Source organism: Ruixingdingia sedimenti, from assembly GCF_031432425.1.
GTDB classification, from domain to species: domain Bacteria; phylum Pseudomonadota; class Alphaproteobacteria; order Rhodobacterales; family Rhodobacteraceae; genus Ruixingdingia; species Ruixingdingia sedimenti.
Window position 1 is genome coordinate 12,639 of record NZ_JAVKPH010000003.1, and the last position, 20,472, is coordinate 33,110.

The following is a 20,472-nucleotide window of genomic DNA, read 5'->3' on the forward strand; positions in this document are numbered from 1 at the left end:
CCGTGGGATATTCAGAGACAGGAAATGAAGAGGGCCGGGCAACAGCATGATCCTGTTCATTTTCTGTCCTTAAATATCCCCGCCGGAGGCTCCCGCGCTCTGCGTTCGCGCAACCGTGGGGGGAGGCGATGGTGCCGCAACATGGAGGGCGACACATGCCCACAAGCCCCCCGCAGCTTGGCGGGCCCGCGTTCTGGCATGCCGAAACCGGCGGGCCGCCCGTGCTGCGGCCGGGGCTGGAGGGCGACACGACCGCCGATGTCTGCATCGTCGGCGCGGGGTTCACCGGGCTCTGGTCCGCGTATTACCTGACGCAGGCCGCGCCGGGGCTGCGGGTGCTGGTCGTGGAAAAGGACTTCGCCGGTTTCGGCGCCTCGGGGCGCAACGGGGGCTGGCTGACCGGCGGCTTCGCCTGGCGGCACGAGCGTTATCTGGAAACGGGCGATGCGGCGGGGGTGCGGGCCATGGTGCGGGCGATGGCCGGCACGGTGGACGAGGTGATCCGCGTCGCCGGGGCCGAGGGGATCGACGCCCGCATCTGCCGCACCGCCGAACTGCTGGTCGCCACCAACCCCGCGCAACTCGCCCGCGCCCGGGCGGAACTGGACCACCGCCGCGCCTGGGGCGAGGACCGGCTGCACCTGATCGGCGCGGCAGAGGCGCGGGCGCGGGTGGCGGTGCCCGGCGCATTGGGCGCGCTGGTGCTGGACGGCGTGGCGCGGGTGCAGCCCGCGCTGCTGGTCCGGGGCCTTGCGCGCGCGGTGGAGGCGCGGGGGGTGCGCATCGTCGAGGGAACGCCCGCCACCGCCATCGCCCCCGGTATCGTCACCACCCCGCGCGGGCGCATCCGCGCGCCCCTGATCCTGCGCGCGACCGAGGGGTTCACCGCCGGGCTGCCGGGCCACCGGCGCGACTGGCTGCCGCTCAACTCGGCCCAGATCGTCACCGAACCGCTGCCGCCCGCGGTCTGGGCCGCCATCGGCTGGCAGGGGTACGAGCTTCTGGGCGACATGGCGCATGGCTATTGCTACGGCCAGCGCACCGATGACGGGCGCATCGTGCTGGGTGCGCGCGGGGTGCCGTATCGGATGGGCTCGCGCCTCGACACGGCCGGGCGGCCCGATGCGCGGACGGTGGCGGGGCTGGTGGCGCGGCTGCACCGGCATTTCCCCGCCGCGCGGGGCGCCCGCATCGCCCATGCCTGGTGCGGCGTCCTCGGCGTGCCGCGCGACTGGTGCGCGACGGTGGGGTTCGATGCGGCCACCGGCATCGGCTGGGCCGGGGGCTATGTCGGCGTCGGCGTTTCCACCGCCAATCTTGCGGGCCGCACCATGGCGGACCTCATGCTCGGCCGCGACAGCGACCTGACGCGGCTGCCTTGGGTCAACCGCCGCCCCCGCCGGTGGGAACCCGAGCCCCTGCGCTGGCTGGCCGTCCGGGGCCTTTATGCCGCGTTGCGGGTGGCGGACAGGATGGAGGACCGGGGGCAGGGCGGCACCGCGGCCCTGGCGCGGGCGGCGATGCGGATCGCGGGGCGCTGAGCGCGGAAAGCTGCATCACGGATGCGGCATTGTGCCTGCGGGCCATTGCGTGGGGGGCGGTAGAGGCGTATGGGAATGAACGTTCATTCACGCCTGCCCGACTCACCCGCCCATGACCCAGCCCGCCACCGCCGCCGCCACCGCCCCGATCCTGGATGCCCGCGCCGCCGAGATCCTCGACGCGATCACCGAGGTGTTCGCCGCCAAGGGCTTCGACGGCGCCTCGATGCAGGATCTGGCCCGCGCGGCGGGGATGAGCGCGGGAAACTTCTACCGCTATTTCCCCTCCAAGGACGCCATCGTCACCGCCATCGTGGAACGGTTCATGGCCGGGATCGAGGATGACTTCGGCACCATCTTCCGTTCGCCCGACCCGCTGGCCGCCACCCGCGCCGCGGTCCGCCACCGAATCGAGGAGGGCCTGCCCTGCGACGGCGTGCTCTGGGCGGAAATCGAGGCCTGCGCCCAACGCCGCCCCGAAGTCGCCGCCATCGCCGCGCGGACCCGCGCCCGCGTGCAGGGCCAGTTGCTGCGCGTCATGGCGGTGATCGCGGGCCTGCCGGAACCAGAGGCCGAACGCCGTTTCGCCGCCCATGCCGCGACCGTGCTGCTGATGGTGAAAAGCGTGGCCATGCAGGCGCAGGGCGCCGCGGCGGTGCCCGGGGTGGTGCCGCTGGTCCTGCGCGCCATCGACGCGATCCTCGACGACATCGCCACCACCGCGAAGGAATGACCATGCAAGCCCCGCGCCCGCCGATCCTGACCGCCGCCCTGATCGCGCTGGCGCTGGCCGGGCCGCTGCGGGCCGAAACCGCCACCGCGCCGCCGCCCGCGATCACCGTGGTGACGGCGGCAGAGGCCACGCTGGCCGAGCGCGTCGTGGCCTCGGGCCTGATCGCGCCGGTGGAAGAGGTCGCCGTCCAGCCGCAGATCGAGGGGCAGGCGATCGACGCCCTGCTGGCCGATCTGGGCGATACGGTCGCGGCCGGGCAGGTGCTGGCGCGGCTGTCGGATGCGGCGCTGGTGCTGGCGCGCAGCCAGTTGCTGGCGGGGCAGGCGGCGGCAGAGGCTGCGGTGGCGCAGGCCCGCGCCCAGATCACCGAGGCGGAGGCGAACCGCGACGAGGCGATCCGCGCCCGCGACCGCGTGGCGGCGCTGCGCGCGCAGGGCGTGGCGGCGCAGACCGCCGCCGATCAGGCCGCCGCCGCCGCCACCGCCGCCGAGGCGCGGGTGGCGCTGGCCCGGCAGGGGCTGGCGGGGGCAGAGGCGCAGGTGGCGGTGACGGTGGCGCAACTGGCGGATGTGGATCTGAAACTGTCGCGCACGCAGGTGAAGGCCCCGGTGGCCGGCGCCGTGGTGGCGCGCAACGCGGTTCTGGGCGCCATCGCCAGCGCGCAGGGCCAGCCGATGTTCGTGCTGATCCGCGACGGCGCGCTGGAACTGCGCGCCGATGTGGCCGAATCCGACCTGCTGCGCCTTGCCCCCGGGCAGGTGGTGGCGCTGCGCGTCGCGGGGGCGGATGCGCCCATCCCCGGCCATGTCCGGCTGGTGGAGCCCGCCATCGACCGCGCCACCCGCCTCGGCCGCGTGCGCATCGCCATCGACACGCCGCAGGCCGTGCGCAGCGGCATGTTCGCGCAAGCCGAAATCCTCATCACCCGCCGCAGCGCGCTGGCCGTGCCGGTGGCCGCCGTCGGCCGCAGCACCAATGGCCCCACCGTCCTGCGGGTGCGCGACGGCGTGGCCGAAGAGGTCGCCGTCACCACCGGCATCCGCGACGGCGCGCTGATCGAGGTGGCATCGGGCCTGTCGCCGGGCGACAGCGTGGTCGCCCGCGCCGGGGCCTTCGTCCGGCCCGGCGACCGCATCACCCCCGTGCCCGCCGCCGCCCCGGCGGCCGCCACGCACTGACGGGGGCGCGCATGAATTTCTCCGCCTGGTCCATCCGCAACCCCATCGCGCCGATCCTCGGCTTCGTCCTGCTGATGGTCCTCGGCTGGCAGTCGTTCAACACCCTGCCGGTCACGCGCTTTCCCAATATCGACGTGCCGCTGGTCGCCGTCACCGTCACCCAGGCGGGCGCCGCGCCGGCAGAGATGGAAAACCAGGTCACCAAGGAAATCGAGGATGCCGTCGCCGGCATCACCGGGGCCAAGCGCGTGACCTCCTCGATCAGCGACGGCAAGTCCTCGACGGTGATCGAGTTCCGCATGGAGGTGCCGACCGACAAGGCGGTGCAGGACACCAAGGACGCCATCGACCGCATCCTCGGCAAGCTGCCGGGCGAGGTGGACACGCCCATCGTCTCGCGCATCGACGTGGAGGGGCAGGCGATCATGACCTTCGCCGTCACCGCCCCCGACATGACGCTGGAGGAACTGTCGTGGTTCGTGGACGACACGGTGATCCGGTCGCTTCAGGGCCAGCCCGGCATCGGCCGGATCGACCGCTATGGCGGGGCGAACCGGGAAATCCGGATGGAACTGGATCCCGTGCGGCTCGACGGGTTCGGCATCACCGCGGTGCAGGTCAGCCAGCAGCTGCGCGCGACCAATGCCGATGTGGGCGCGGGGCGCAGCAATCTGGGCGGCGGAGAACAGGCGATCCGCACGCTCGGCGACGCGGCGACGGCGCAGCGGCTGGCGGAGACGACCATCGCGCTGCCCTCGGGCCGGCATGTGCGGCTGTCCGATCTGGGCGCGGTGGTCGACAGCTACGCCGAACTGCGGTCGTTCGCGCGGTTCAACGGCGAACATGCGGTGGTTTTTGCCGTCTACCGCGCCAAGGGGGCATCCGAGGTTTCCGTGGCCGAAACCGTCAACGCGCGGCTCGACACGCTGCGGGCGGCGCATCCGGCGGTGACGGTGCTGCCGGTGGACGATACGGTCTTTTACACCTACGGCAATTACGAGGCCGCGTTGCACACGCTGATCGAGGGCGCGATCCTGGCGGTGCTGGTGGTGCTGGCCTTCCTGCGCAACTGGCGCGCGACGCTGATCGCGGCGGCGGCGCTGCCCTTGTCGGCGGTGCCGACCTTCTGGCTGATGGACATGCTCGGGTTCTCGCTCAACCTCGTGTCCTTCCTTGCCATCACGCTGGCCACCGGGATCCTGGTGGACGACGCCATCGTGGAAATAGAAAACATCGCCCGCCACATCCGCATGGGCAAGACACCCTACCGCGCCGCCATCGAGGCGGCGGACGAAATCGGCCTTGCGGTGATCGCCACGACCCTGACCATCGCCGCGGTCTTCGTGCCGGTGTCGTTCATGCCCGGCATTCCGGGGCAGTATTTCCGCCAGTTCGGGATGACGGTGGCGATTGCGGTGCTGTTCTCGCTGCTGGTGGCGCGGCTGATCACGCCGATGATGGCGGCCTACCTCATGTCGCCCAAGGACGCCGCGCATGGCGAGGGCGACCATGACGGCCCGGTGATGCGCGTCTATACCGCCTTCGTCCGCCGCACCCTGAACGCGCGCTATGTGACGCTGCTGGCGGCGGTGGCGGTGCTGGCGGTCTCGGGCTATTTCATGCTGCGCATCCCCGGCAGCTTCCTGCCGCCCGAGGATGTGAGCCGCATTCCCCTGAGCGTGGAACTGCCCCCCGGCGCGGCCTTGGCCGATACCGACCGCACCACACAGGCGATGCGCGGCATCATCGCCGGGATCGACGGGGTGGAAAACGTCTTCGTCCTCGGCGGCGCCTCGCCCACGGGCGATCTGGACGTGCGCCGCGCCGCGGTGACGGTGCTGCTGGAACGGCTGGACCATTCGCTGCTGCGCCGCCTGTCCGACATCGGCCGCGCCCTGCCGCTGGTGGGCCCGCTGGTGCCGGCGGTGGAAACCCATGGCCGCACCCGGCCGCAGGTGGATATCGAGGCAGAGATCTTCGCCCGCCTCGCCGTCCTGCCCGATGTGCGGGCCTTCAAGCTGAACGACCGCGGGCAGCGCGACATCTCGTTCTCGATCCTGTCGCAGGACGAGGCCGAACTCGACCGCACCGTCGCCCGGCTGGAGGCCGCGTTGCGCAGCGAACCGGCGCTGGCCAATGTGGGCTCCGAAGGCGCGCTGCCCCGGCCCGAGGTGCAGGTGATCCCGCGTGCGGCAGAGGCCGCGCGGCTCGGCGTCACCACGCGCGCCATCGCCGACACGCTGCGCGTGGCGACGATCGGGGATTACGACGCGGCGCTGGCCAAGGTCGCCATCGACGACCGGATGATCCCGGTGCGCGTGCAACTGGCCGAGGACATGCGCGCCGACCTCGCGCGCCTGTCTGCGTTGCGGGTGGCGACGGCGACGGGGGGCAGCGTGCCGCTGGCGGCGGTGGCCGACATCGCCATCGGCACCGGCCCTGCCACCATCGACCGGATGGACCGCCAGCGCCGCGTGACCCTTGGCGCGAGCCTGCCGCCGGGCGTGCCGCTCGGCGTGGCGACCGAACGGTTCAAGGCGATCACCGCGGCGGCGGACCTGCCGGCTTCCGTCACCATCGCCGAGGCGGGCGACGCCGAGGTGCAGCAGGAACTGATGGTCAGCTTTTCCAACGCCATGGTTCTGGGGCTGATGCTGGTGCTGACGGTGCTGATCCTGCTCTTCGGCAGCGTGATCCAGCCCTTCACCATCATCCTGTCGCTGCCGCTCGCCATCGGCGGCGTGGCGGCGGCGCTGATCCTGACCGGCAGCCCGGTGTCGATGCCGGTGCTGATCGGGATCCTGATGCTGATGGGGATCGTGACCAAGAACGCCATCCTGCTGATCGACTTCGCCATCGAGATGGTCAATCAGGGGATGGACCGCACCGCGGCGATGATCGAGGCCGGGCGCAAGCGCGCGCAGCCGATCGTGATGACCTCCATCGCCATGTCGGCGGGCATGCTGCCTTCCGCGCTCGGGGTGGGCGAGGGCGGGTCTTTCCGCGCGCCGATGGCGACGGCGGTGATCGGCGGCATCATCATGTCGACGGTGCTGAGCCTCGTCGTCGTGCCCTCGTTCTTCCTGATCATGGACGATCTGGGCCGGCTTCTGGGGCGCATCTTCGGCCGGTTCGTCGGGGCCAAGGAGGCCGAACCGGCGGTGCCCGCCCCGGCGGAACTCGCCGCCGCGCTGGACGAGACCCGCACCGAACTCGCCACCCTGCGCGCGCAGGTCGGGGCTGCGGGACCCGGGGCCCGGCACGCCGCCGAATAGCCCGGCGGAAAGCGCAGTGGCGGGGGTTTCACACCCCCGCACCCCCGTGGGATATTTTCAGACAGAAAATGAGGAGGGGCTTGTCGTTATACGAACCTCCTCATTTTCTGTCTGAAAATATCCCGGGGGTCCGGGGGCTGGCCCCCGGCGCCGACCGCAGGGCCGGGCGCGGCGTCAGGGCAGCAGGTGCCGCCGCCGCACCGACCCCGGCCGACCCGGCAGCGCCAGCCGCGCATCGTTGCGCGCCCGTTCGGCCACCACCTTGCCCTTCGATACCACCGCCAGCCGGTCGGGGCGCAGGCGCAGCGCCTCGACCGGGTTGCCGGCGTCCAGCACCACCAGCGAGGCCAGCGCGCCCACATGCAGCCCGTAGTCCGCCAGCCCGAGGATCTTTGCGTTCTCCACCGTCACCATGTCGAAGCAGCGGTGCATTTCCGCCGGATGCGTCATCTGCGCGACATGCAGGCCCATGAAGGCCACGTCCAGCATGTCGGCGGTGCCGAGCGAATACCACGGGTCCAGCACGCAATCCTGCCCCCATCCCACGGTGATCCCCTGCGCCTGCATCTCGCGCACGCGCGTCAGGCCGCGGCGCTTGGGAAAGCTGTCGTGGCGGCCTTGCAGGGTGATGTTGATCAGGGGGTTGGCGATGGCGGCCACCCCCGCCTCGGCCATCAGCGGCAGCAGTTTCGACACATAGTAATTGTCCATCGAATGCATCGAGGTCAGGTGGCTGCCCGTCGCGCGGCCCTGCAACCCGCAGCGCAGCGCCTCGGCCGCGAAGGTCTCGATATGGCGGCTGAGGGGATCGTCGCTTTCGTCGCAATGCAGGTCGATGGGCAGGCCGCGGTTTGCCGCCAGTTCGCACAACGCGCGCACCGAGGCCGCGCCATCGGCCATCGTGCGTTCGAAATGCGGGATGCCGCCCACCACATCGAGCCCCATGTCCAGCGCGCGCAGGGTGTTCGCCCGCGCCGTCGGGTCGCGGTAAAACCCGTCCTGCGGAAAGGCCACCAGTTGCAGGTCGAGGTACGGCCGCACCTTCTCGCGCACCTCCAGCATCGCCTGCACGCCGAGCAAGCGGTCGTCGCAGGTATCCACATGGCTGCGGATCGCCAGCAGGCCCATCGACACCGCCCAATCGCAATAGTCGAGCGCGCGGGCAACCATCTGATCCACCGTCACGACCTGCTTCAGTTCGCCCCAGAGCGCGATGCCCTCCAGCAGCGTGCCCGAGGCGTTGACGCGCGGGGTGCCGTAGGACAGCGTGGCGTCCAGATGGAAATGCGGATCGACGAAGGGCGGGCTGACCAGATCGCCGGCGGCTTCGATGACCCGGCCCGCCCCGGCCCCCTGCAACTGCCCGACCGCGGCGATACGGTCGCCCCGGATCCCGATATCGGCTTGGGTTCCATCGGGCAGCGTGCCGCCCTTGACGATCAGATCGAACATCAGCGTTCCCCCTTGTTGAACGGCACCATCAGCGCTGCGGGAACCTCTGCCCGCCGCGACATGACGATCAGCGCCAGAATGGACAGCACATAGGGCGTGGCCAGAAACAGCTGATAGGGCAGCGCGGCGCCAAGCGGCGTCTGTTGCAGCCGCACCTGCAACGCATCGAAGGCCGCGAACAGCACCGCCCCCAGAACCGCCTTGCCCGGCGCCCAGGCCCCGAAGACCACCAGCGCGATGCAGATCCAGCCGCGGCCGTTCACCATCTCGAAAAAGAACGACGAAAAGGCCGACAGCGTCAGGAACGCGCCCCCCACCGCCATCAGGCCCGACCCGACGACGACCGCGCCCACGCGGATGCCGGTGACGGAAAGCCCCTGCGCGGCGACGGCGGCGGGGTTTTCCCCCGCCGCCCGCACCGCCAGCCCCAATGGCGTGCGGTAAAGCACCAGCGCCACCACCCCCGCCACCGCGAAGGCGGCCCATGTCAGCGCGGTCTGCGAAAACAGCACCGGGCCGAGGAACGGCAGGTCCGACAGCACCGGAATGTCCATCGGCGCGAAGGGTTCGATCTTCGGCGGGCTGGTGACTTCGGGCAGCAGCAGGCGATAGGCGAAATAGCTGGTCGAGGTCGCCAGCATCGTCACCCCCAACCCCACCACATGCTGCGACAGGCCAAAGGGCACGGTCAGCGCGGCATGCACCAGCCCGAACAGGGCGCCCGCCGCAAAGGCCGCGCCCACGCCCCACCACAAGGGCGCGCCGCCATAGACCGCGATCCAGCCGGTGAAGGCGCCCGCGACCATGATCCCCTCGATCCCGAGGTTCAGCACGCCCGCGCGTTCGCAGATCAACTCGCCCATCGTCGCGAAGATCAGCGGCGAGGCGATGCGGATCGCCGCGGCCCAGAAGCTGGCGGAAATCAGGATCTCCCACATCGCGCTCATCCCCGCACCACCCGGAACCGCGTCAGCAGGATCGCCAGCACCATGAACAAAAGCGCCAGCGCCAAAAGCATGTCGGCGATATAGGTGGGCACGCCGGCGGCGCGGCTCATGCTGTCGGCGCCCACGAAGATGCCGGCGACGAACAGGGCCGAGACGATGACGCCCAAGGGGTGCAACAGCGCCAGCATGGCGACGATGATGCCGGTATAGCCGAAGCCGGGGCTGATGTCCTTGGTCAGGTGGCCCTTGAGCCCCGCGACCTCGGAATACCCCGCCAGTGCGGCAAGACCCCCCGACAGCAGCGCGGTTTTCACCAGCACCCGGTTCACCGGAATGCCCGCGAACCGCGCGGCGCGGATGTTCTGGCCGACGGCGCGCATCTCGTACCCCAATGTCGTGCGGGTCTGGATCAGCCAGACCGCGACGGCGGCGATCAGCGCCAGCGCGAAACCCCAGTGCAGCCGCAACCCGGTGACGATGCGGGGCAACCGCGCTTCTTTCACCAGCGCCGCCGATTTGGGCCAGCCCATGCCCATCGGATCCTTCATCGGCCCTTCCAGAAGATAGCCCACGAACAGCAGCATGATGAAGTTCAGCAGCAGCGTCGTCACCACCTCGTCCACGCCGAGCCGGGTTTTCAGCAAAACGGGGCCGAGCAGCACCAAGGCCCCCGCCAGCATCGCCGCCAGCACCGTCACCGGCAGCACCATCGGCGACCCGATCGCGCCGGTGCCCAGGATCACGGTGACGATGGCGCCGGCGTAAAGCTGCGCCTCTGCCCCGATGTTCCACAGCCGCGCGCGGAAGGCGACGGCGACGGCCAGCCCGGTGAAGATCAGCGGCGTGGCGCGGTTGAGCGTTTCCAACGCGGCGAATTTCGACCCCGCCGCGCCCTTCACGATCAGGCCGAGCGTCGCGAACGGGTCCGCCCCCGCCACCAGCGCCAGCAAGGACCCCGCGACCACCGTGGCGGCCAGCGCCAGCAGCGGCAGCCCCGCCTGCCGCAGGGCGGTGGGGTTGGCGATGGGTTCAAGCCGCATCCGCGCCCCCCGCAAAGCCTTGCCCGGCCATCCACAGCCCCAGATCCGCCGCCCCCATCGTGCCGCGGGCAAAGGGCGGCGACAGCCGGCCCTCGGACATGACATGGATCACGTCGGACAGCTGCAACACCTCGTCCAGATCCTCGGAAACCAGCAGCACCGCCGCCCCCGCGTCGCGCGCCGCCAGCAGCCGGCCGTGGACGTAAGAAATGGCCCCGATGTCGAGCCCCCGCACCGGCTGGTTGGCCAGAATGATCCGCGGCCCCGGTTCCAGCACCCGGCCGAGGATCAGTTTCTGCATGTTGCCCCCCGACAGCAGGCGGATGCGCGCCTGCGGGCCGGGGCAGCGGATGTCGTAGCGGGCAATGATCCCGCGGGTGAAGGCCTCGGCCCGGCGCCAGTCCATCCAGCCGCGGCGGGCGAAGCCGGGGCGGTCGTAGCATTCGAGGATCGCGTTTTCCGTCAGGGTGAAATCGGCGATGGTGCCGGTCTTGTGCCGGTCCTCGGGGATGCGGGCGATGCCGGCGGCGACGGCGCGGCGGGGGCTCCAGCCCTTCGGGGGCGCACCCGCGACCTCCATCCGCCCGGCAGAGGGCCGGATCAGGCCGGACATCAGATCGGCCAGCGCCGCCTGCCCGTTGCCCGACACGCCCGCAAGCCCGGTGATCTGGCCCGCATGCAGCGACAGGTCCACCGCGCGCAGGCCCACCGCCTCGCCCTCCGGCGTGGTGGACACGTTCGCCAGCCGCAGCAGCACCGGCCCCGCCACGCCCGGCGTGGCATCCGGCGGGCTGACCGCGCCGCCGACCATCAGCGCCGCCAGCGCCGCGGCGTCGGTCGCATGGGTATCGACCTCGCCCGCCACGCGCCCGTGGCGCAGCACCACGCAGCGGTCGGCGATGGCCATCACCTCGTGCAGCTTGTGGCTGATGAACACCACCGACAGCCCGCGCGCACAGGCCCGGCGCAGCGTGGCGAAAAGCGCGTCCGCCTCTTGCGGGGTCAGCACGGCGGTGGGCTCGTCGAGGATCAGGATGCGCGCGTCGCGGTAAAGCGCCTTCAGGATCTCCACCCGCTGCCGTTCGCCCACCGACAGGCTGGCGACCTTGGCATCCGCATGCACCGCCAGCCCGAAATCGCGCGACAGCGCCGCCACCTTCGCCCGCGCCGCCGCCAGCCCCGCCCCGGGCCGCCACAGGGATTCCGTGCCAAGGCGGATGTTGTCCAGAACCGAAAGATTGTCGGCCAGCGTGAAATGCTGATGCACCATGCCGATCCCGGCCGCCAGTGCGGCACGCGGGTTGCCCGGGGGCAGGGGGCGGCCGAAGGCGGTGACGGTGCCCGCATCGGCCGTGTAATGGCCGAAAAGGATGTTCATCAGCGTCGTCTTGCCCGCGCCGTTTTCGCCCAACAGCGCCACCACCTCGCCCCGGTGCAGGGCGAGGGTGATGGCGTCGTTCGCGGTCAGCGCCCCGAAACGCTTGGTGATCCCGTCGAGGCGCAGCACGACCTCCCGCGCCTCTGCTGGCGCGGGCGTCACGAGGATTTCGGCTCGTTGTCGTCGATGGTCACGGTGAAGCTGCCGTCCCGGATCGCGGCCTCGCGTTCGGCCACCCGTTTCATCGCCGCCTCGGGCACCTTGCCCTCGAACGTGCCGAGCGGGGCGAGCGTGCAGCCGCCTGCCTTCATGAAGGAATAGACGCCATAGTCGGCGGCCTTGAAGGCGCCGGCCTGCACCGCCTCGATCGCCTTGGCCAACGTCGGTTCGAAATGCCACAGGGCGGAGGCGACCACGGTGTCGGGGTAATCGCCCTGCGTGTCGATCACGTTGCCGATGGCCAGCACGCCCTTTTCCTTGGCCGCGTCCGACACGCCGAAGCGTTCGGCATAAAGCATGTCGGCCCCCGCCTCGATCATCGCGAAGGCGGTTTCCTTGGCCTTGGGCGGGTCGAACCACGACCCGATGAAGCTGACCTGGAACGTCACCTCCGGGTTCGCCTCGCGCGCGCCGGCCATGAAGGCGTTCATCAGCCGGTTCACCTCGGGGATCGGAAAGCCGCCGACCATGCCGATATTGCCCTTGGACATCGCGCCCGCGATGATGCCGGTCAGGTAGCTGGCATCCTGGATGTAGTTGTCGAAAACCGCGAGGTTCGGCACCGCATCGTCGGGCGGGAAGGACGACCCCATGAGGAAGGCCACGTCCGGGTAATCCGCCGCGACCTCGCGCGCCTCCTGTTCCACGCCGAAGATCTCGCCCACGATCAGCTTGGCGCCGCCTTCGGCATATTCGCGCATGACGCGCGGGTAATCGGTGTTCGACACGTTTTCGGTGAAGCTGTAGTCCACCGTGCCCGCGGCCTTCGCCGCCTCTGCCGCCTTGTGGATGCGGCTGACCCATTGCTGTTCCACCGGCACGGTATAGATGCCCGCGACCTTCAGCGCGCCCTGCGCCCGCGCCCGCCCGGGCAGACCGCCGAAGCCGGTGCCCAGAAGCGCCGCCCCGCCGGTGATCAGAAGCCCCCGGCGGCTCAGCCCGAAACGTTTCGTCTGCGTCATGATCGCGACTCCAACCCTGTTGATTTGACCGGACGGTAAAACAGCGCCCGATTCGTGGCAATCGGGCTTGCAGAGGGTAATCGCAGCCGGGGCGGGCCCCGCGGCGCGATCACCAAAGCTGATAGATGCCGCCGGTCACATGGACCGTCTCGCCGGTGATGAACCCGGCCCGGGCGGAACACAGAAAGGCGACCACGCCCGCCACATCCTCGGGCGTGCCGGCGCGCTTGATGCTCTGGCCGCGTTCGGAATGGGCGGCGAGTTCGGCAAAGACGGAACTCGCCTTCAGCCGGTCGGTATGGATCAGGCTGGGGGCGACGGCGTTGACGGTGATGCCGTCGCCGCCCAGTTCCACCGCCAGCGCGCGGGTGAAGCCCTGGATGCCCGCCTTCACCGTCGCATAGCAGGCCATGTTGTCCGCCCCGAGCGCGGCGAGCGAGGACATGTTGACGATCCGCCCGCCGCCGCGCGCGCGCAGATGCGGCGCGGCGGCGCGCACCATGTTGAAGGCGCCGGTCAGATGCACGCGGTTGACGGCGGCCCATTGATCGTCGGTCATGCCGGTGATCGGGCCGAGGTGCGAATAGCCGGCGTTGTTGACCAGAATGTCCAGCCCGCCCGCCGCCGCCACGACCTCTGCCACGCCTGCGGCCACGGCATCGGGCGCTTCGATGTCGCGCCCGATGGCGATGGCGCGCCCGCCCGCGGCGAGGATCGCGTCGCGCAGCGCCGCGGCCGCCGGGGCCGCGCGGTCCCAGATGGCGACCGTCGCGCCCTCGCGCGCCAGATCGCGGCAGATCGCCGCCCCGATGCCGTTGCCGCCCCCCGTGACGATGGCGGTCTTGCCTGCAAGCCCCAGATCCATGTGCTTCTTCCCCTCAGCCGGCCCAGGCGGGCAGGGGGCTGTCCATCCGCGCCAGCGCGCGCCCCACCGCCGGGCGCGCCAGCATCCGCCGCGTCCAGCCGGCCAGCGCCTGCCAGTCCGGCAGAAACAGGCCCGAGGTGACGGCCCAGTTCACGAACACCAGCGCATAGCCATCGGCAAGGCTGTAGCTGTCGCCCAGGGCCCAACGGCGCCCGGCCAGCATGCCGTCAAGCTCCGCCAGCCCCGCCTGGAACGCCGCGCGCCCCCTGTCGGAAATCCCGGCATGCGCCGCGGGATCGGCGGAAAAGACCGCCGGTTTCAGGAAGCGGCGATAGTCGATATGCAGCGTGCTGGCGTACCAGGCCAGCAGCGACAGGCATTCGGCGCGGTCCAGCGGATCCCGCGGCATCAGCCCCGCGGCGGGGTGCAGCGCGGCGATCAGGTCGAGGATCGCCACGCATTCGCGCAAGGAATGGTCCCCCATGCGCAGGACAGGCACCTTGCCGCGCGGATTGATGCGCAGCAGCGCCGCGCGGTCCTGCGACAGGTCCACGGCGGCGTAGGCTGCCCCGCATTCCTCGAGCGCGATCAGCGGGCCGAGCGCGCAGGTGCCGGGGCGGTAGTAGAGCGTGAGCGGAGGCGGCATGGCCGGGGCCTTTCCTGTGGTCGCGCCACGATGGGCCGCCGCCGCCGGGGCCGTTATCCCCGCGCCATGGGACGCGGCGCGCCGCGCATGGCCACGGCCGGGCTGGACAAATGTTCACCTTTCGTCCATGTTCGGCGCATGATCCCCGCCACGCCCCCCATCCTGCCGCCCACCCCCGGCCAGCTTCTGGCCCGGGGGGTGAGCCGCCACCTGATCGGGCATGACTTCATGCCGCTGACCGAATTCGTGCCCGCCCCGGGGCTGCGGGTCGATGTCATCGCGCTTGGGCCAAGGGGAGAGATCTGGGTGGTGGAATGCAAATCCTGCCGGGCGGATTTCGTGGCGGACCGCAAGTGGCAAGGGTATCTGGACTGGTGCGACCGCTTCTTCTGGGCGGTGGATGCCGATTTCCCGGCCGAACTGCTGCCCGGGGAAACGGGGCTGATCCGCGCCGATGCCTTCGATGCCGAGATCCTGCGCATGGGCCCCGAACGCCGCCTCGCCCCCGCCCGCCGCGCGGCGTTGACCCGCAGCCTCGCCCGCACCGCGGCGCGGGCGCTGCACGGATTGCGCGATCCGCGCCACGCGATGGGCTGAGCCGGGGCAGGTTCCGGCGACGGGCGCAGGGCCCGAACCCGGCGGATGGCTGCGCCTCCGGCGGGGATATTCGGGCCAGCCTGAAGATCGGGCGCCCCTTCCCACGGGAAGCACGTCCTGGCTTCATCTTGCCCGAAATACTCCGGGGGTCCGGGGGCTGGCCCCCGGCACCGCCCTGTCCGCGCAAGCGGCGCCGGGCCCTGTGTGATCAGCCGCGCGGCTTGCCCTTTTTCGCCGCGCCGTCGCCCCTGGCCCCCTTGCCCATGGCGCGGGCGGCCTCTGCGGCGGCGCGCAGTTCCTCGGCGATCTCTTCCGCCTCGTCGGGGTCGAAGTCGAGCGGCAGGTCCACCCCCTCGGCCTCGACATAGATCCGCACCATGCCCATCGTGGTCGGGCCGATCTGCAGATTCGCGGCGATGTCGCTTTGCGAGTCGATCCCCATCCCCGTCTCCTTCGTGCCGGAATACCGTCCGGGGGTACCCCGTCGCCGCCCGCGGCGCAAGTGGCAGGCCGCGCAGAGAGAGGCTTGCATTCCCCGCCGGGCGGCGCTACATCCGCGCCAGTGCCGCCTTAGCTCAGTTGGTTAGAGCACCAGATTGTGGATCTGGGGGTCCCCCGTTCGAGCCGGGGAGGCGGTACCATCCCGGCCTATTCCCCGTCGCGCGGCACCGAATAGCCCGAGGACATCGCCATCGTCCCCCCGTCCATCACCAGCGCCGTGCCATGCATGGAACCGGCCTCGTCGCTGGCGAGAAACAGGATGCCGCCCGCCTGCTGGTCCATCGTCGCCGCCTGACCGAGCGGGATGCGCCGTTCGCGTTCGGCGAACATTTCGGGGTTCTGGCGCTGGCCGCTGCGGGCCAGTTCGGTCCAGGTCAGCCCGGGGCAGATCGCGTTCACGCGGATGCCGTACTGCCCCCAGTCCACCGCCAGCGCCTTGGTGAGGCCGATCGCGCCGTGCTTGGAGGCGACATAGGCCGGCGCATCGGGGATCCCCGCCATGCCCGCGCCCGAGGCCACGTTCACGATCGCGCCGCGCCGGGCGGGGATCATCGCCGCCACCGCCACCGCCTGCGACCAGAAGAACATCCCGTCGAGGTTCACCGCCAGCGTGCGCCGCCAGTCCGCCGCCGTCACCCGGTGCGCGGGGCAAAGGCCATAGGTGCCGGCGTTGTTCACCAGCACGTCGATGCGGCCGAACCTGTCCATCACCTGTGCGGCCGCGGCATGCACCGCGGCCGCGTCGGTCACGTCGCCGGGCAGGGCGGTGGCATGGCCGCCCTCGGTCGCGATCAGCTGCACCGCGCGGTCCACCGCCGCGGGGTCGAGATCGTTGACCACCACCCGCGCGCCCTCGGTCGCAAAACGGCACGCGGCCTCGAAACCGATGCCGCGCGCGGCGCCGGTGATGACGACGACCCTGTCCCTGAACCTCACCGCATGTCCTCCCCTGCCGGCATGCCGATCCAACCTTTGGATTTCATTCATGTTTTATGGGATCAGGGTTGTCGGCCCCCGTGGGGTTGTCAATTCCCGGCGCCCTCGTCCGGGCCTATCGTTGCCATAGGGAAAGACGAAGGGCTGCGCGGGTGCCACGGGGCCCCTGCTGGTGCAGGATAGCCGTGGGCTTCCGGCGCCGCCGCATACCGGGCCATCGCATGCCGCCAGACGGGACCATCGCCATGACGCCGGAACAGCACGGGGATCTGAAGATCGACCTTCGCCAGATCGGCTATTTCATCGCCATCGCGGAATGCGGCAGCATCACCCGGGCGGCGGCGCGGCTCGGCATCACGCAGCCCTCGCTGTCCGAGGCGGTGGCGCGGCTGGAACGCGACCTCGGCGCGGCGCTGGTGTTGCGCACGGGGCGCGGGGTGGTGCTGACGCGGGCGGGGGCGGCGCTGGCGGCGCATGGGCGGGTGATCCTCGGCGCGGTGCAGGCGGCGGTGCGCGACGTGCGGCAACTGGGGGCAGAGGCGCGCGGGCCGGTCTCGCTCGGCCTCACGCCGACGCTGACCAGCCTGATCGGGGTGCCGCTGGCCGAAACCGTGGCGCATGAGCATCCCGAGATCCAGTTGCTGATCAGCGAGGGCGTGTCGCCGGTGACGCTCGAAGGGCTGTCGAACGGGCGGCTCGACCTCGGCGTCTGCTACGAGGGGCACGATTTCGGCGCTTTCGAGGCCGAACCCCTGTGGGAGGAGGAACTGTTCCTGCTGTCGGCCCCCGACGACTGGCCCGATCAGGACCGCGACGGCTGTTTCGTCCGCCGCCCGCTGGCGTTCCGCGATCTGGCGGGGCTGCCGCTGATCCTGCCCAACCGGCCCAACGGGATGCGCAACCTGTTCGACCGCATCGCGCGGTCCCGGGGGGTGGAACTGAAGGCGGTGCTGGAACTCAACTCGCTCGGCAATGCGATCTCGATCGTCACCCGCGCCAGCGCCCATGCGATCCTGTCGCATGCCGCCGTGGTACGCGAGGCGGAACGGGGCGAACTGGTGCTGGTGCCGATCACCGACCCGCCGCTGACCCACACCGCGTTCCTGCTGCGCCGCAAGGGCCAGCCGGTTTCGTCGGCCAGCCAGCTGGTGGAACGGCTGATGATCCGCATCCTGGGCGAGATGATCGCCCGCTACGGCCTGCGCGCGCGGCTGTTGCGGGGGGCGGCGGGCTGAGGCCGCCTGCGTCGCGCCGGAACGCGCCGGAACCCATCCCGCCGCCCGGGCGCAAGACGGGGCAAGCCCCGCCTTACGGGGGGATCGGTATTCACCCTGCCGTTCTGGCTGGCGAAGGCGCGTGCCTTCGCCACAACGATACAGATCGAGTTGCCCTGGCCGGGGGTCCCAAGCCCCCGGCCGGGGCCCGCCCCGCCCTATGCCCCGCTGCCTTCGGTCAGGGCAGGTCGGTGGGCGCGTCCCGGAAGGCTTTCAGCAACTCGCCCCCGGGCAGTTTCTGGCTTTCCATCCGGCTCACCCAGTCGTCGCTGACGCTCGACAGCCGGGCCTGCCAGGCGGCGGTGTCGTCGGCGCTCAGGACCACGGGCGCATAGCCGTGCTTGTCGATCATCTCCTGACGCACGCGGGCTTCCTCGTCCTCCAGCCAGCGGCAGGTATAGGCCTGCGAGGCCATCGCCGCGTTGTCGATCGCCGCGCGCTGGTCGTCGGTCAGTGCGTCCCATTTCGCCTGCGACATGGCGAAGATCACCGTCGCGGTGCCGATGCTCGGCCCCTCGATGCCGTTTTTGATCAGCGGCTCCAGCCCGAAGGCCGGGATCGCGTGATAGGGAAAGAAGGCCCCGTCCACCGTGCCGCGCTGCATCGCGTCATAGGTTTCCGGCCCGGTGATCTGGATCGGCGTCGCGCCATAGGCGCGGGCGGTCTGTTCCATCGCCGGGCCCGCCGCGCGCAGCTTGAGCCCCGCCACATCCGCCATCGTGGCGACCCGCTTGCCGGTGGTGACGATCTTGTAGCCGGGCAGCACCGTCACGAACAGCGCGCGCATCCCCTGCGGCGCCAGTTCGGCCCCGGCCAGCGGCCCGCCGTCCCTGGCGATATGCCACAGCTTCGCCGTGCCCTCGCAGCCGTCCTTGTAGGCGACGGGCAGTTCCGCGACCGAGGTCAGCGGCAGTTTCGCCGGCGTGTAGGACGGCACGAGGATCGCGACATCCGCGAGGCCCGATTCCATCGCGCTCACATAGTCCCGTCCCAGTTGCCCGGCGGGGAAATACTGGAAGTCGATGCCCGTGCCCGATGCGGCCACGGCATCGGCGAAATGCTTGCCGCCATGCTGCCAGATGTAATGGGTTTCGGGGAACACATGGCCGAATTTCAGCGTCACGGGTTCGGCCGTCGCGGTGCCTGCGGCAAGCGCGAGCGTGCAGGTTGCGGCCGCAGCGGCCGCGAATGTCCTGAGGGTCAGCATTTCTCCTCCTTCATGCTGTACTTGTACGTGTCACGGGGGGCCGCGCCCCGCCGGCGAGCGGGGCGCGGCGGCGCATGTGCCGTCAGGGCAGGCGGATGGGCCGGGTCACGGCCCAGTCGCCGAAGGTCGCGCAATAGGTGTTGTGGTAGGCCTCCGGCCCCCCCGCCACGGCGATCAGGATGTCCTCGGGCCGGGCGGTGGGCATGCTGTGGCCGTCGACCATCACGCGCGATCCCTCCTCGATCGCGCTGACTTCCGTCGGCAGGGCCGCCGCCGGGATCCCGGCGCGGTGCCACAGTTCCTGTTGCAGGCGCAGGCGGGAATAGCCCTGCGCGGCCAGCAGCCCGGCATGGCCGGGGTTGAGGAACAGGATCGGGTTCCCCTGGCCGCGCATCGTGTTGTTGTCGGCCAGCGCGGCCATCGCGCTTGCAAGGGCGGCAAGGATGCTGTCGGCCTTTTTCCACGGCGTGAAGATGTTCATGTTGCCCTGCGGGCCGACCACCGTCACCGTGCTGTCGCCCGCGGCGAAACCGCGGTCGACGTGGAAGGGTTCCCACGGGCTTTCCTCTTCCATCTCGCCCAGGCACATCGAATACTTGCCGGGCATGCCGAGCGTGGCCTTGTCCACCTCGCCCGGGATCGCGCCGCCGATGTTGACCATCAGCAGACGCACCGCCCGCCCGATGGTCGCATTCGCCCGCCGCCCGGGGCCGAGCGCGCCGCGCCCGCAGTTGATGTCGAGCGTATGGCGGATGGGTCCGTTGATCAGGATCAGCGGCCCCACCGGGTTGGTGGTGGTGGTGATGCCCAGAAAGTTGAACGCCGGGTCCGCCATCGCCTCGACCACGGCGATGACGACCGGCATGTAGTCCGCCCGGCAGCCCGCCATCACCGCGTTGATGGCGATCTTTTCCACCGTGCCCGGGGCGTTGTGGGGCGGGATCGGCGCGATCACCTGCGACCCCGGGCGGCCCGAGGCGGCGATGAACCGTTCCACCCGGTCGTCGGTGGGCGGGATGATGGGAAAGCCGTCCGTCAGCCCCATGGCATAAAGCGCCTCGAACATCGCCTCGGGGTCGGAAGGCAGGTCGAGGAAACCCGATTGCATGCCGGTCATACGGTATCCTCCTGTCCGGTCCTGCGCCGGTCCGGCGCGATCAGGTCCACATAGGCGTCGATGACGCCCTCGGCGACGCGCTGCACCTCGCCTTCGGGGTAGAACTGGGGATTGAGCGGCAGGATGATGCTGGGCAGGTCGGGCATGCCCTTGCCGGTACGCGCGGCCCTGGCCAGCGCGGTGAACCGTTCGGTCACGAAAACGACGGCGGGAATGCCGCGTTTGATCATCTCGATGCAGTCATGGACACTCCACGACGTGCAGGCGCCTCAATTGGCCAAGCCGACGAGCGCGAAATCGGCCTTGCTGGCGGCCTCTGCGATCACCGCTTCCTCGGCGGCGGTGCCCACGGGGACGGAAAAGGTCAGCACCTCGGCCACGCCATGGCGGGCCCTGAGCGCGGCGCCGATGTGGTCGGCGATCTCGTCCATGCAGGTCCAGTGGTTGTTCAGCACCACCATCCTCTTGCCTTCGAGCGAATTCAGCGTCGGATAGACCCGCGCCCCATGCGCGGCAAGCTCGCCGCGCGGGTTGCGGATGCGGATGAAGTCGGTCATCTCGGATGTCTCCAGGTCTGGCCGGGGCAGGGCGTGCCCCGCCGCAA

Annotated in this window: 18 protein-coding genes and 1 tRNA gene; 7 read left to right on the forward strand and 12 right to left on the reverse strand. The window is 70.6% G+C overall.

All coding sequences use genetic code 11. The annotated features are described in order from the left end of the window. The first annotated feature begins 155 nt into the window (after window positions 1-155). The 4 genes from RGD00_RS03555 (at window position 156) to RGD00_RS03570 (ending at window position 6,727) form a co-directional block, all read left to right on the forward strand. Window positions 156-1,541: an NAD(P)/FAD-dependent oxidoreductase gene (locus RGD00_RS03555; protein WP_310455918.1), complete on the forward strand. Its 1,386-nt coding sequence runs from the start codon at window positions 156-158 to the stop codon at window positions 1,539-1,541. Window positions 1,542-1,653: 112 nt separating this feature from the next. Next, on the forward strand, window positions 1,654-2,274 hold the full coding sequence (locus RGD00_RS03560) for a TetR/AcrR family transcriptional regulator (protein ID WP_310455919.1): 621 nt from the start codon (window positions 1,654-1,656) through the stop codon (window positions 2,272-2,274). A gap of 2 nt (window positions 2,275-2,276) precedes the next feature. Next, window positions 2,277-3,452, forward strand: coding sequence for an efflux RND transporter periplasmic adaptor subunit (locus tag RGD00_RS03565; protein ID WP_310455920.1), 1,176 nt, complete (start codon window positions 2,277-2,279; stop codon window positions 3,450-3,452). Between the two features lie 11 nt (window positions 3,453-3,463). Next, complete coding sequence (locus RGD00_RS03570; protein WP_310455921.1) at window positions 3,464-6,727, forward strand: efflux RND transporter permease subunit; 3,264 nt, start codon at window positions 3,464-3,466, stop codon at window positions 6,725-6,727. Between the two features lie 174 nt (window positions 6,728-6,901). Here the strand turns inward: RGD00_RS03570 and RGD00_RS03575 are convergent, their stop codons facing one another. The 7 genes from RGD00_RS03575 to RGD00_RS03605 all read right to left on the reverse strand — a co-directional run bounded on the left by RGD00_RS03575 (window position 6,902) and on the right by RGD00_RS03605 (window position 14,236). Next, window positions 6,902-8,179: an amidohydrolase family protein gene (locus tag RGD00_RS03575; protein WP_310455922.1), complete on the reverse strand. Its 1,278-nt coding sequence runs from the start codon at window positions 8,177-8,179 to the stop codon at window positions 6,902-6,904. Beyond that, window positions 8,179-9,126: an ABC transporter permease gene (locus RGD00_RS03580; RefSeq protein ID WP_310455923.1), complete on the reverse strand. Its 948-nt coding sequence runs from the start codon at window positions 9,124-9,126 to the stop codon at window positions 8,179-8,181. The genes RGD00_RS03575 and RGD00_RS03580 overlap by 1 nt, the downstream gene beginning before the upstream one ends. Next, window positions 9,123-10,166: an ABC transporter permease gene (locus RGD00_RS03585; RefSeq protein ID WP_310455924.1), complete on the reverse strand. Its 1,044-nt coding sequence runs from the start codon at window positions 10,164-10,166 to the stop codon at window positions 9,123-9,125. Before RGD00_RS03585 ends, RGD00_RS03580 begins: the two co-directional genes overlap by 4 nt. Further along, complete coding sequence (locus RGD00_RS03590) at window positions 10,156-11,706, reverse strand: ABC transporter ATP-binding protein (protein ID WP_310455925.1); 1,551 nt, start codon at window positions 11,704-11,706, stop codon at window positions 10,156-10,158. The genes RGD00_RS03585 and RGD00_RS03590 overlap by 11 nt, the downstream gene beginning before the upstream one ends. Then, window positions 11,703-12,725, reverse strand: a complete 1,023-nt coding sequence (locus tag RGD00_RS03595) for a BMP family protein (protein WP_310455926.1) — start codon at window positions 12,723-12,725, stop codon at window positions 11,703-11,705. Before RGD00_RS03595 ends, RGD00_RS03590 begins: the two co-directional genes overlap by 4 nt. A 109-nt stretch (window positions 12,726-12,834) precedes the next feature. Further along, window positions 12,835-13,590 (reverse strand): SDR family NAD(P)-dependent oxidoreductase, encoded by a 756-nt coding sequence (locus RGD00_RS03600; RefSeq protein ID WP_310455927.1) that lies wholly within the window; start codon window positions 13,588-13,590, stop codon window positions 12,835-12,837. Window positions 13,591-13,603: 13 nt separating this feature from the next. Then, window positions 13,604-14,236: a glutathione S-transferase family protein gene (locus RGD00_RS03605; protein WP_310455928.1), complete on the reverse strand. Its 633-nt coding sequence runs from the start codon at window positions 14,234-14,236 to the stop codon at window positions 13,604-13,606. A 138-nt stretch (window positions 14,237-14,374) separates the two neighbouring features. On the opposite strand from RGD00_RS03605, the gene RGD00_RS03610 reads away from it, so the two are divergent. Then, window positions 14,375-14,833, forward strand: a complete 459-nt coding sequence (locus RGD00_RS03610; protein WP_310455929.1) for an MmcB family DNA repair protein — start codon at window positions 14,375-14,377, stop codon at window positions 14,831-14,833. A gap of 208 nt (window positions 14,834-15,041) precedes the next feature. Here RGD00_RS03610 and RGD00_RS03615 read toward each other — a convergent pair whose 3' ends face one another. Continuing rightward, window positions 15,042-15,275: a DUF6324 family protein gene (locus RGD00_RS03615; RefSeq protein WP_310455930.1), complete on the reverse strand. Its 234-nt coding sequence runs from the start codon at window positions 15,273-15,275 to the stop codon at window positions 15,042-15,044. Between the two features lie 122 nt (window positions 15,276-15,397). On the opposite strand from RGD00_RS03615, the gene RGD00_RS03620 reads away from it, so the two are divergent. After that, window positions 15,398-15,474, forward strand: a tRNA-His gene (locus RGD00_RS03620). A 7-nt stretch (window positions 15,475-15,481) separates the two neighbouring features. On the opposite strand, the gene RGD00_RS03625 is transcribed toward RGD00_RS03620, so the two are convergent. Further along, a complete protein-coding gene (locus RGD00_RS03625; RefSeq protein ID WP_310455931.1) occupies window positions 15,482-16,270 on the reverse strand; it encodes an SDR family NAD(P)-dependent oxidoreductase in 789 nt (262 codons plus the stop codon). Window positions 16,271-16,491: 221 nt separating this feature from the next. On the opposite strand from RGD00_RS03625, the gene RGD00_RS03630 reads away from it, so the two are divergent. Further along, entirely contained in the window at window positions 16,492-17,505 is a 1,014-nt protein-coding gene (locus RGD00_RS03630) for a LysR family transcriptional regulator (RefSeq protein WP_310455932.1), read from the forward strand. Window positions 17,506-17,722: 217 nt separating this feature from the next. Here the strand turns inward: RGD00_RS03630 and RGD00_RS03635 are convergent, their stop codons facing one another. The 3 genes from RGD00_RS03635 to RGD00_RS23515 all read right to left on the reverse strand — a co-directional run bounded on the left by RGD00_RS03635 (window position 17,723) and on the right by RGD00_RS23515 (window position 20,425). Further along, window positions 17,723-18,751, reverse strand: a complete 1,029-nt coding sequence (locus tag RGD00_RS03635; RefSeq protein WP_310455933.1) for a TRAP transporter substrate-binding protein — start codon at window positions 18,749-18,751, stop codon at window positions 17,723-17,725. Between the two features lie 82 nt (window positions 18,752-18,833). Continuing rightward, window positions 18,834-19,868 carry a hypothetical protein gene (locus tag RGD00_RS03640; protein WP_310455934.1) on the reverse strand — a complete coding sequence of 345 codons (1,035 nt, stop codon included), beginning with the start codon at window positions 19,866-19,868 and terminating at the stop codon, window positions 18,834-18,836. Continuing rightward, window positions 19,865-20,425, reverse strand: coding sequence for a UGSC family (seleno)protein (locus tag RGD00_RS23515; protein ID WP_425603356.1), 561 nt, complete (start codon window positions 20,423-20,425; stop codon window positions 19,865-19,867). Before RGD00_RS23515 ends, RGD00_RS03640 begins: the two co-directional genes overlap by 4 nt. Between the last annotated feature and the right edge of the window lie 47 nt (window positions 20,426-20,472).

Bases quoted from the DNA above. Each gene is read 5' to 3' on its own strand.
- RGD00_RS03555 (WP_310455918.1), top strand. From the start codon at position 156: ATGCCCACAAGCCCCCCGCAGCTTGGCGGGCCCGCGTTCTGGCATGCC.
- RGD00_RS03560 (WP_310455919.1), top strand. From the start codon at position 1,654: ATGACCCAGCCCGCCACCGCCGCCGCCACCGCCCCGATCCTGGATGCC.
- RGD00_RS03565 (WP_310455920.1), top strand. From the start codon at position 2,277: ATGCAAGCCCCGCGCCCGCCGATCCTGACCGCCGCCCTGATCGCGCTG.
- RGD00_RS03570 (WP_310455921.1), top strand. From the start codon at position 3,464: ATGAATTTCTCCGCCTGGTCCATCCGCAACCCCATCGCGCCGATCCTC.
- RGD00_RS03575 (WP_310455922.1), bottom strand. From the start codon at position 8,179: ATGTTCGATCTGATCGTCAAGGGCGGCACGCTGCCCGATGGAACCCAA.
- RGD00_RS03580 (WP_310455923.1), bottom strand. From the start codon at position 9,126: ATGAGCGCGATGTGGGAGATCCTGATTTCCGCCAGCTTCTGGGCCGCG.
- RGD00_RS03585 (WP_310455924.1), bottom strand. From the start codon at position 10,166: ATGCGGCTTGAACCCATCGCCAACCCCACCGCCCTGCGGCAGGCGGGG.
- RGD00_RS03595 (WP_310455926.1), bottom strand. From the start codon at position 12,725: ATGACGCAGACGAAACGTTTCGGGCTGAGCCGCCGGGGGCTTCTGATC.
- RGD00_RS03600 (WP_310455927.1), bottom strand. From the start codon at position 13,590: ATGGATCTGGGGCTTGCAGGCAAGACCGCCATCGTCACGGGGGGCGGC.
- RGD00_RS03605 (WP_310455928.1), bottom strand. From the start codon at position 14,236: ATGCCGCCTCCGCTCACGCTCTACTACCGCCCCGGCACCTGCGCGCTC.
- RGD00_RS03610 (WP_310455929.1), top strand. From the start codon at position 14,375: ATGATCCCCGCCACGCCCCCCATCCTGCCGCCCACCCCCGGCCAGCTT.
- RGD00_RS03615 (WP_310455930.1), bottom strand. From the start codon at position 15,275: ATGGGGATCGACTCGCAAAGCGACATCGCCGCGAATCTGCAGATCGGC.
- RGD00_RS03630 (WP_310455932.1), top strand. From the start codon at position 16,492: ATGCCGCCAGACGGGACCATCGCCATGACGCCGGAACAGCACGGGGAT.
- RGD00_RS03635 (WP_310455933.1), bottom strand. From the start codon at position 18,751: ATGCTGACCCTCAGGACATTCGCGGCCGCTGCGGCCGCAACCTGCACG.
- RGD00_RS03640 (WP_310455934.1), bottom strand. From the start codon at position 19,868: ATGACCGGCATGCAATCGGGTTTCCTCGACCTGCCTTCCGACCCCGAG.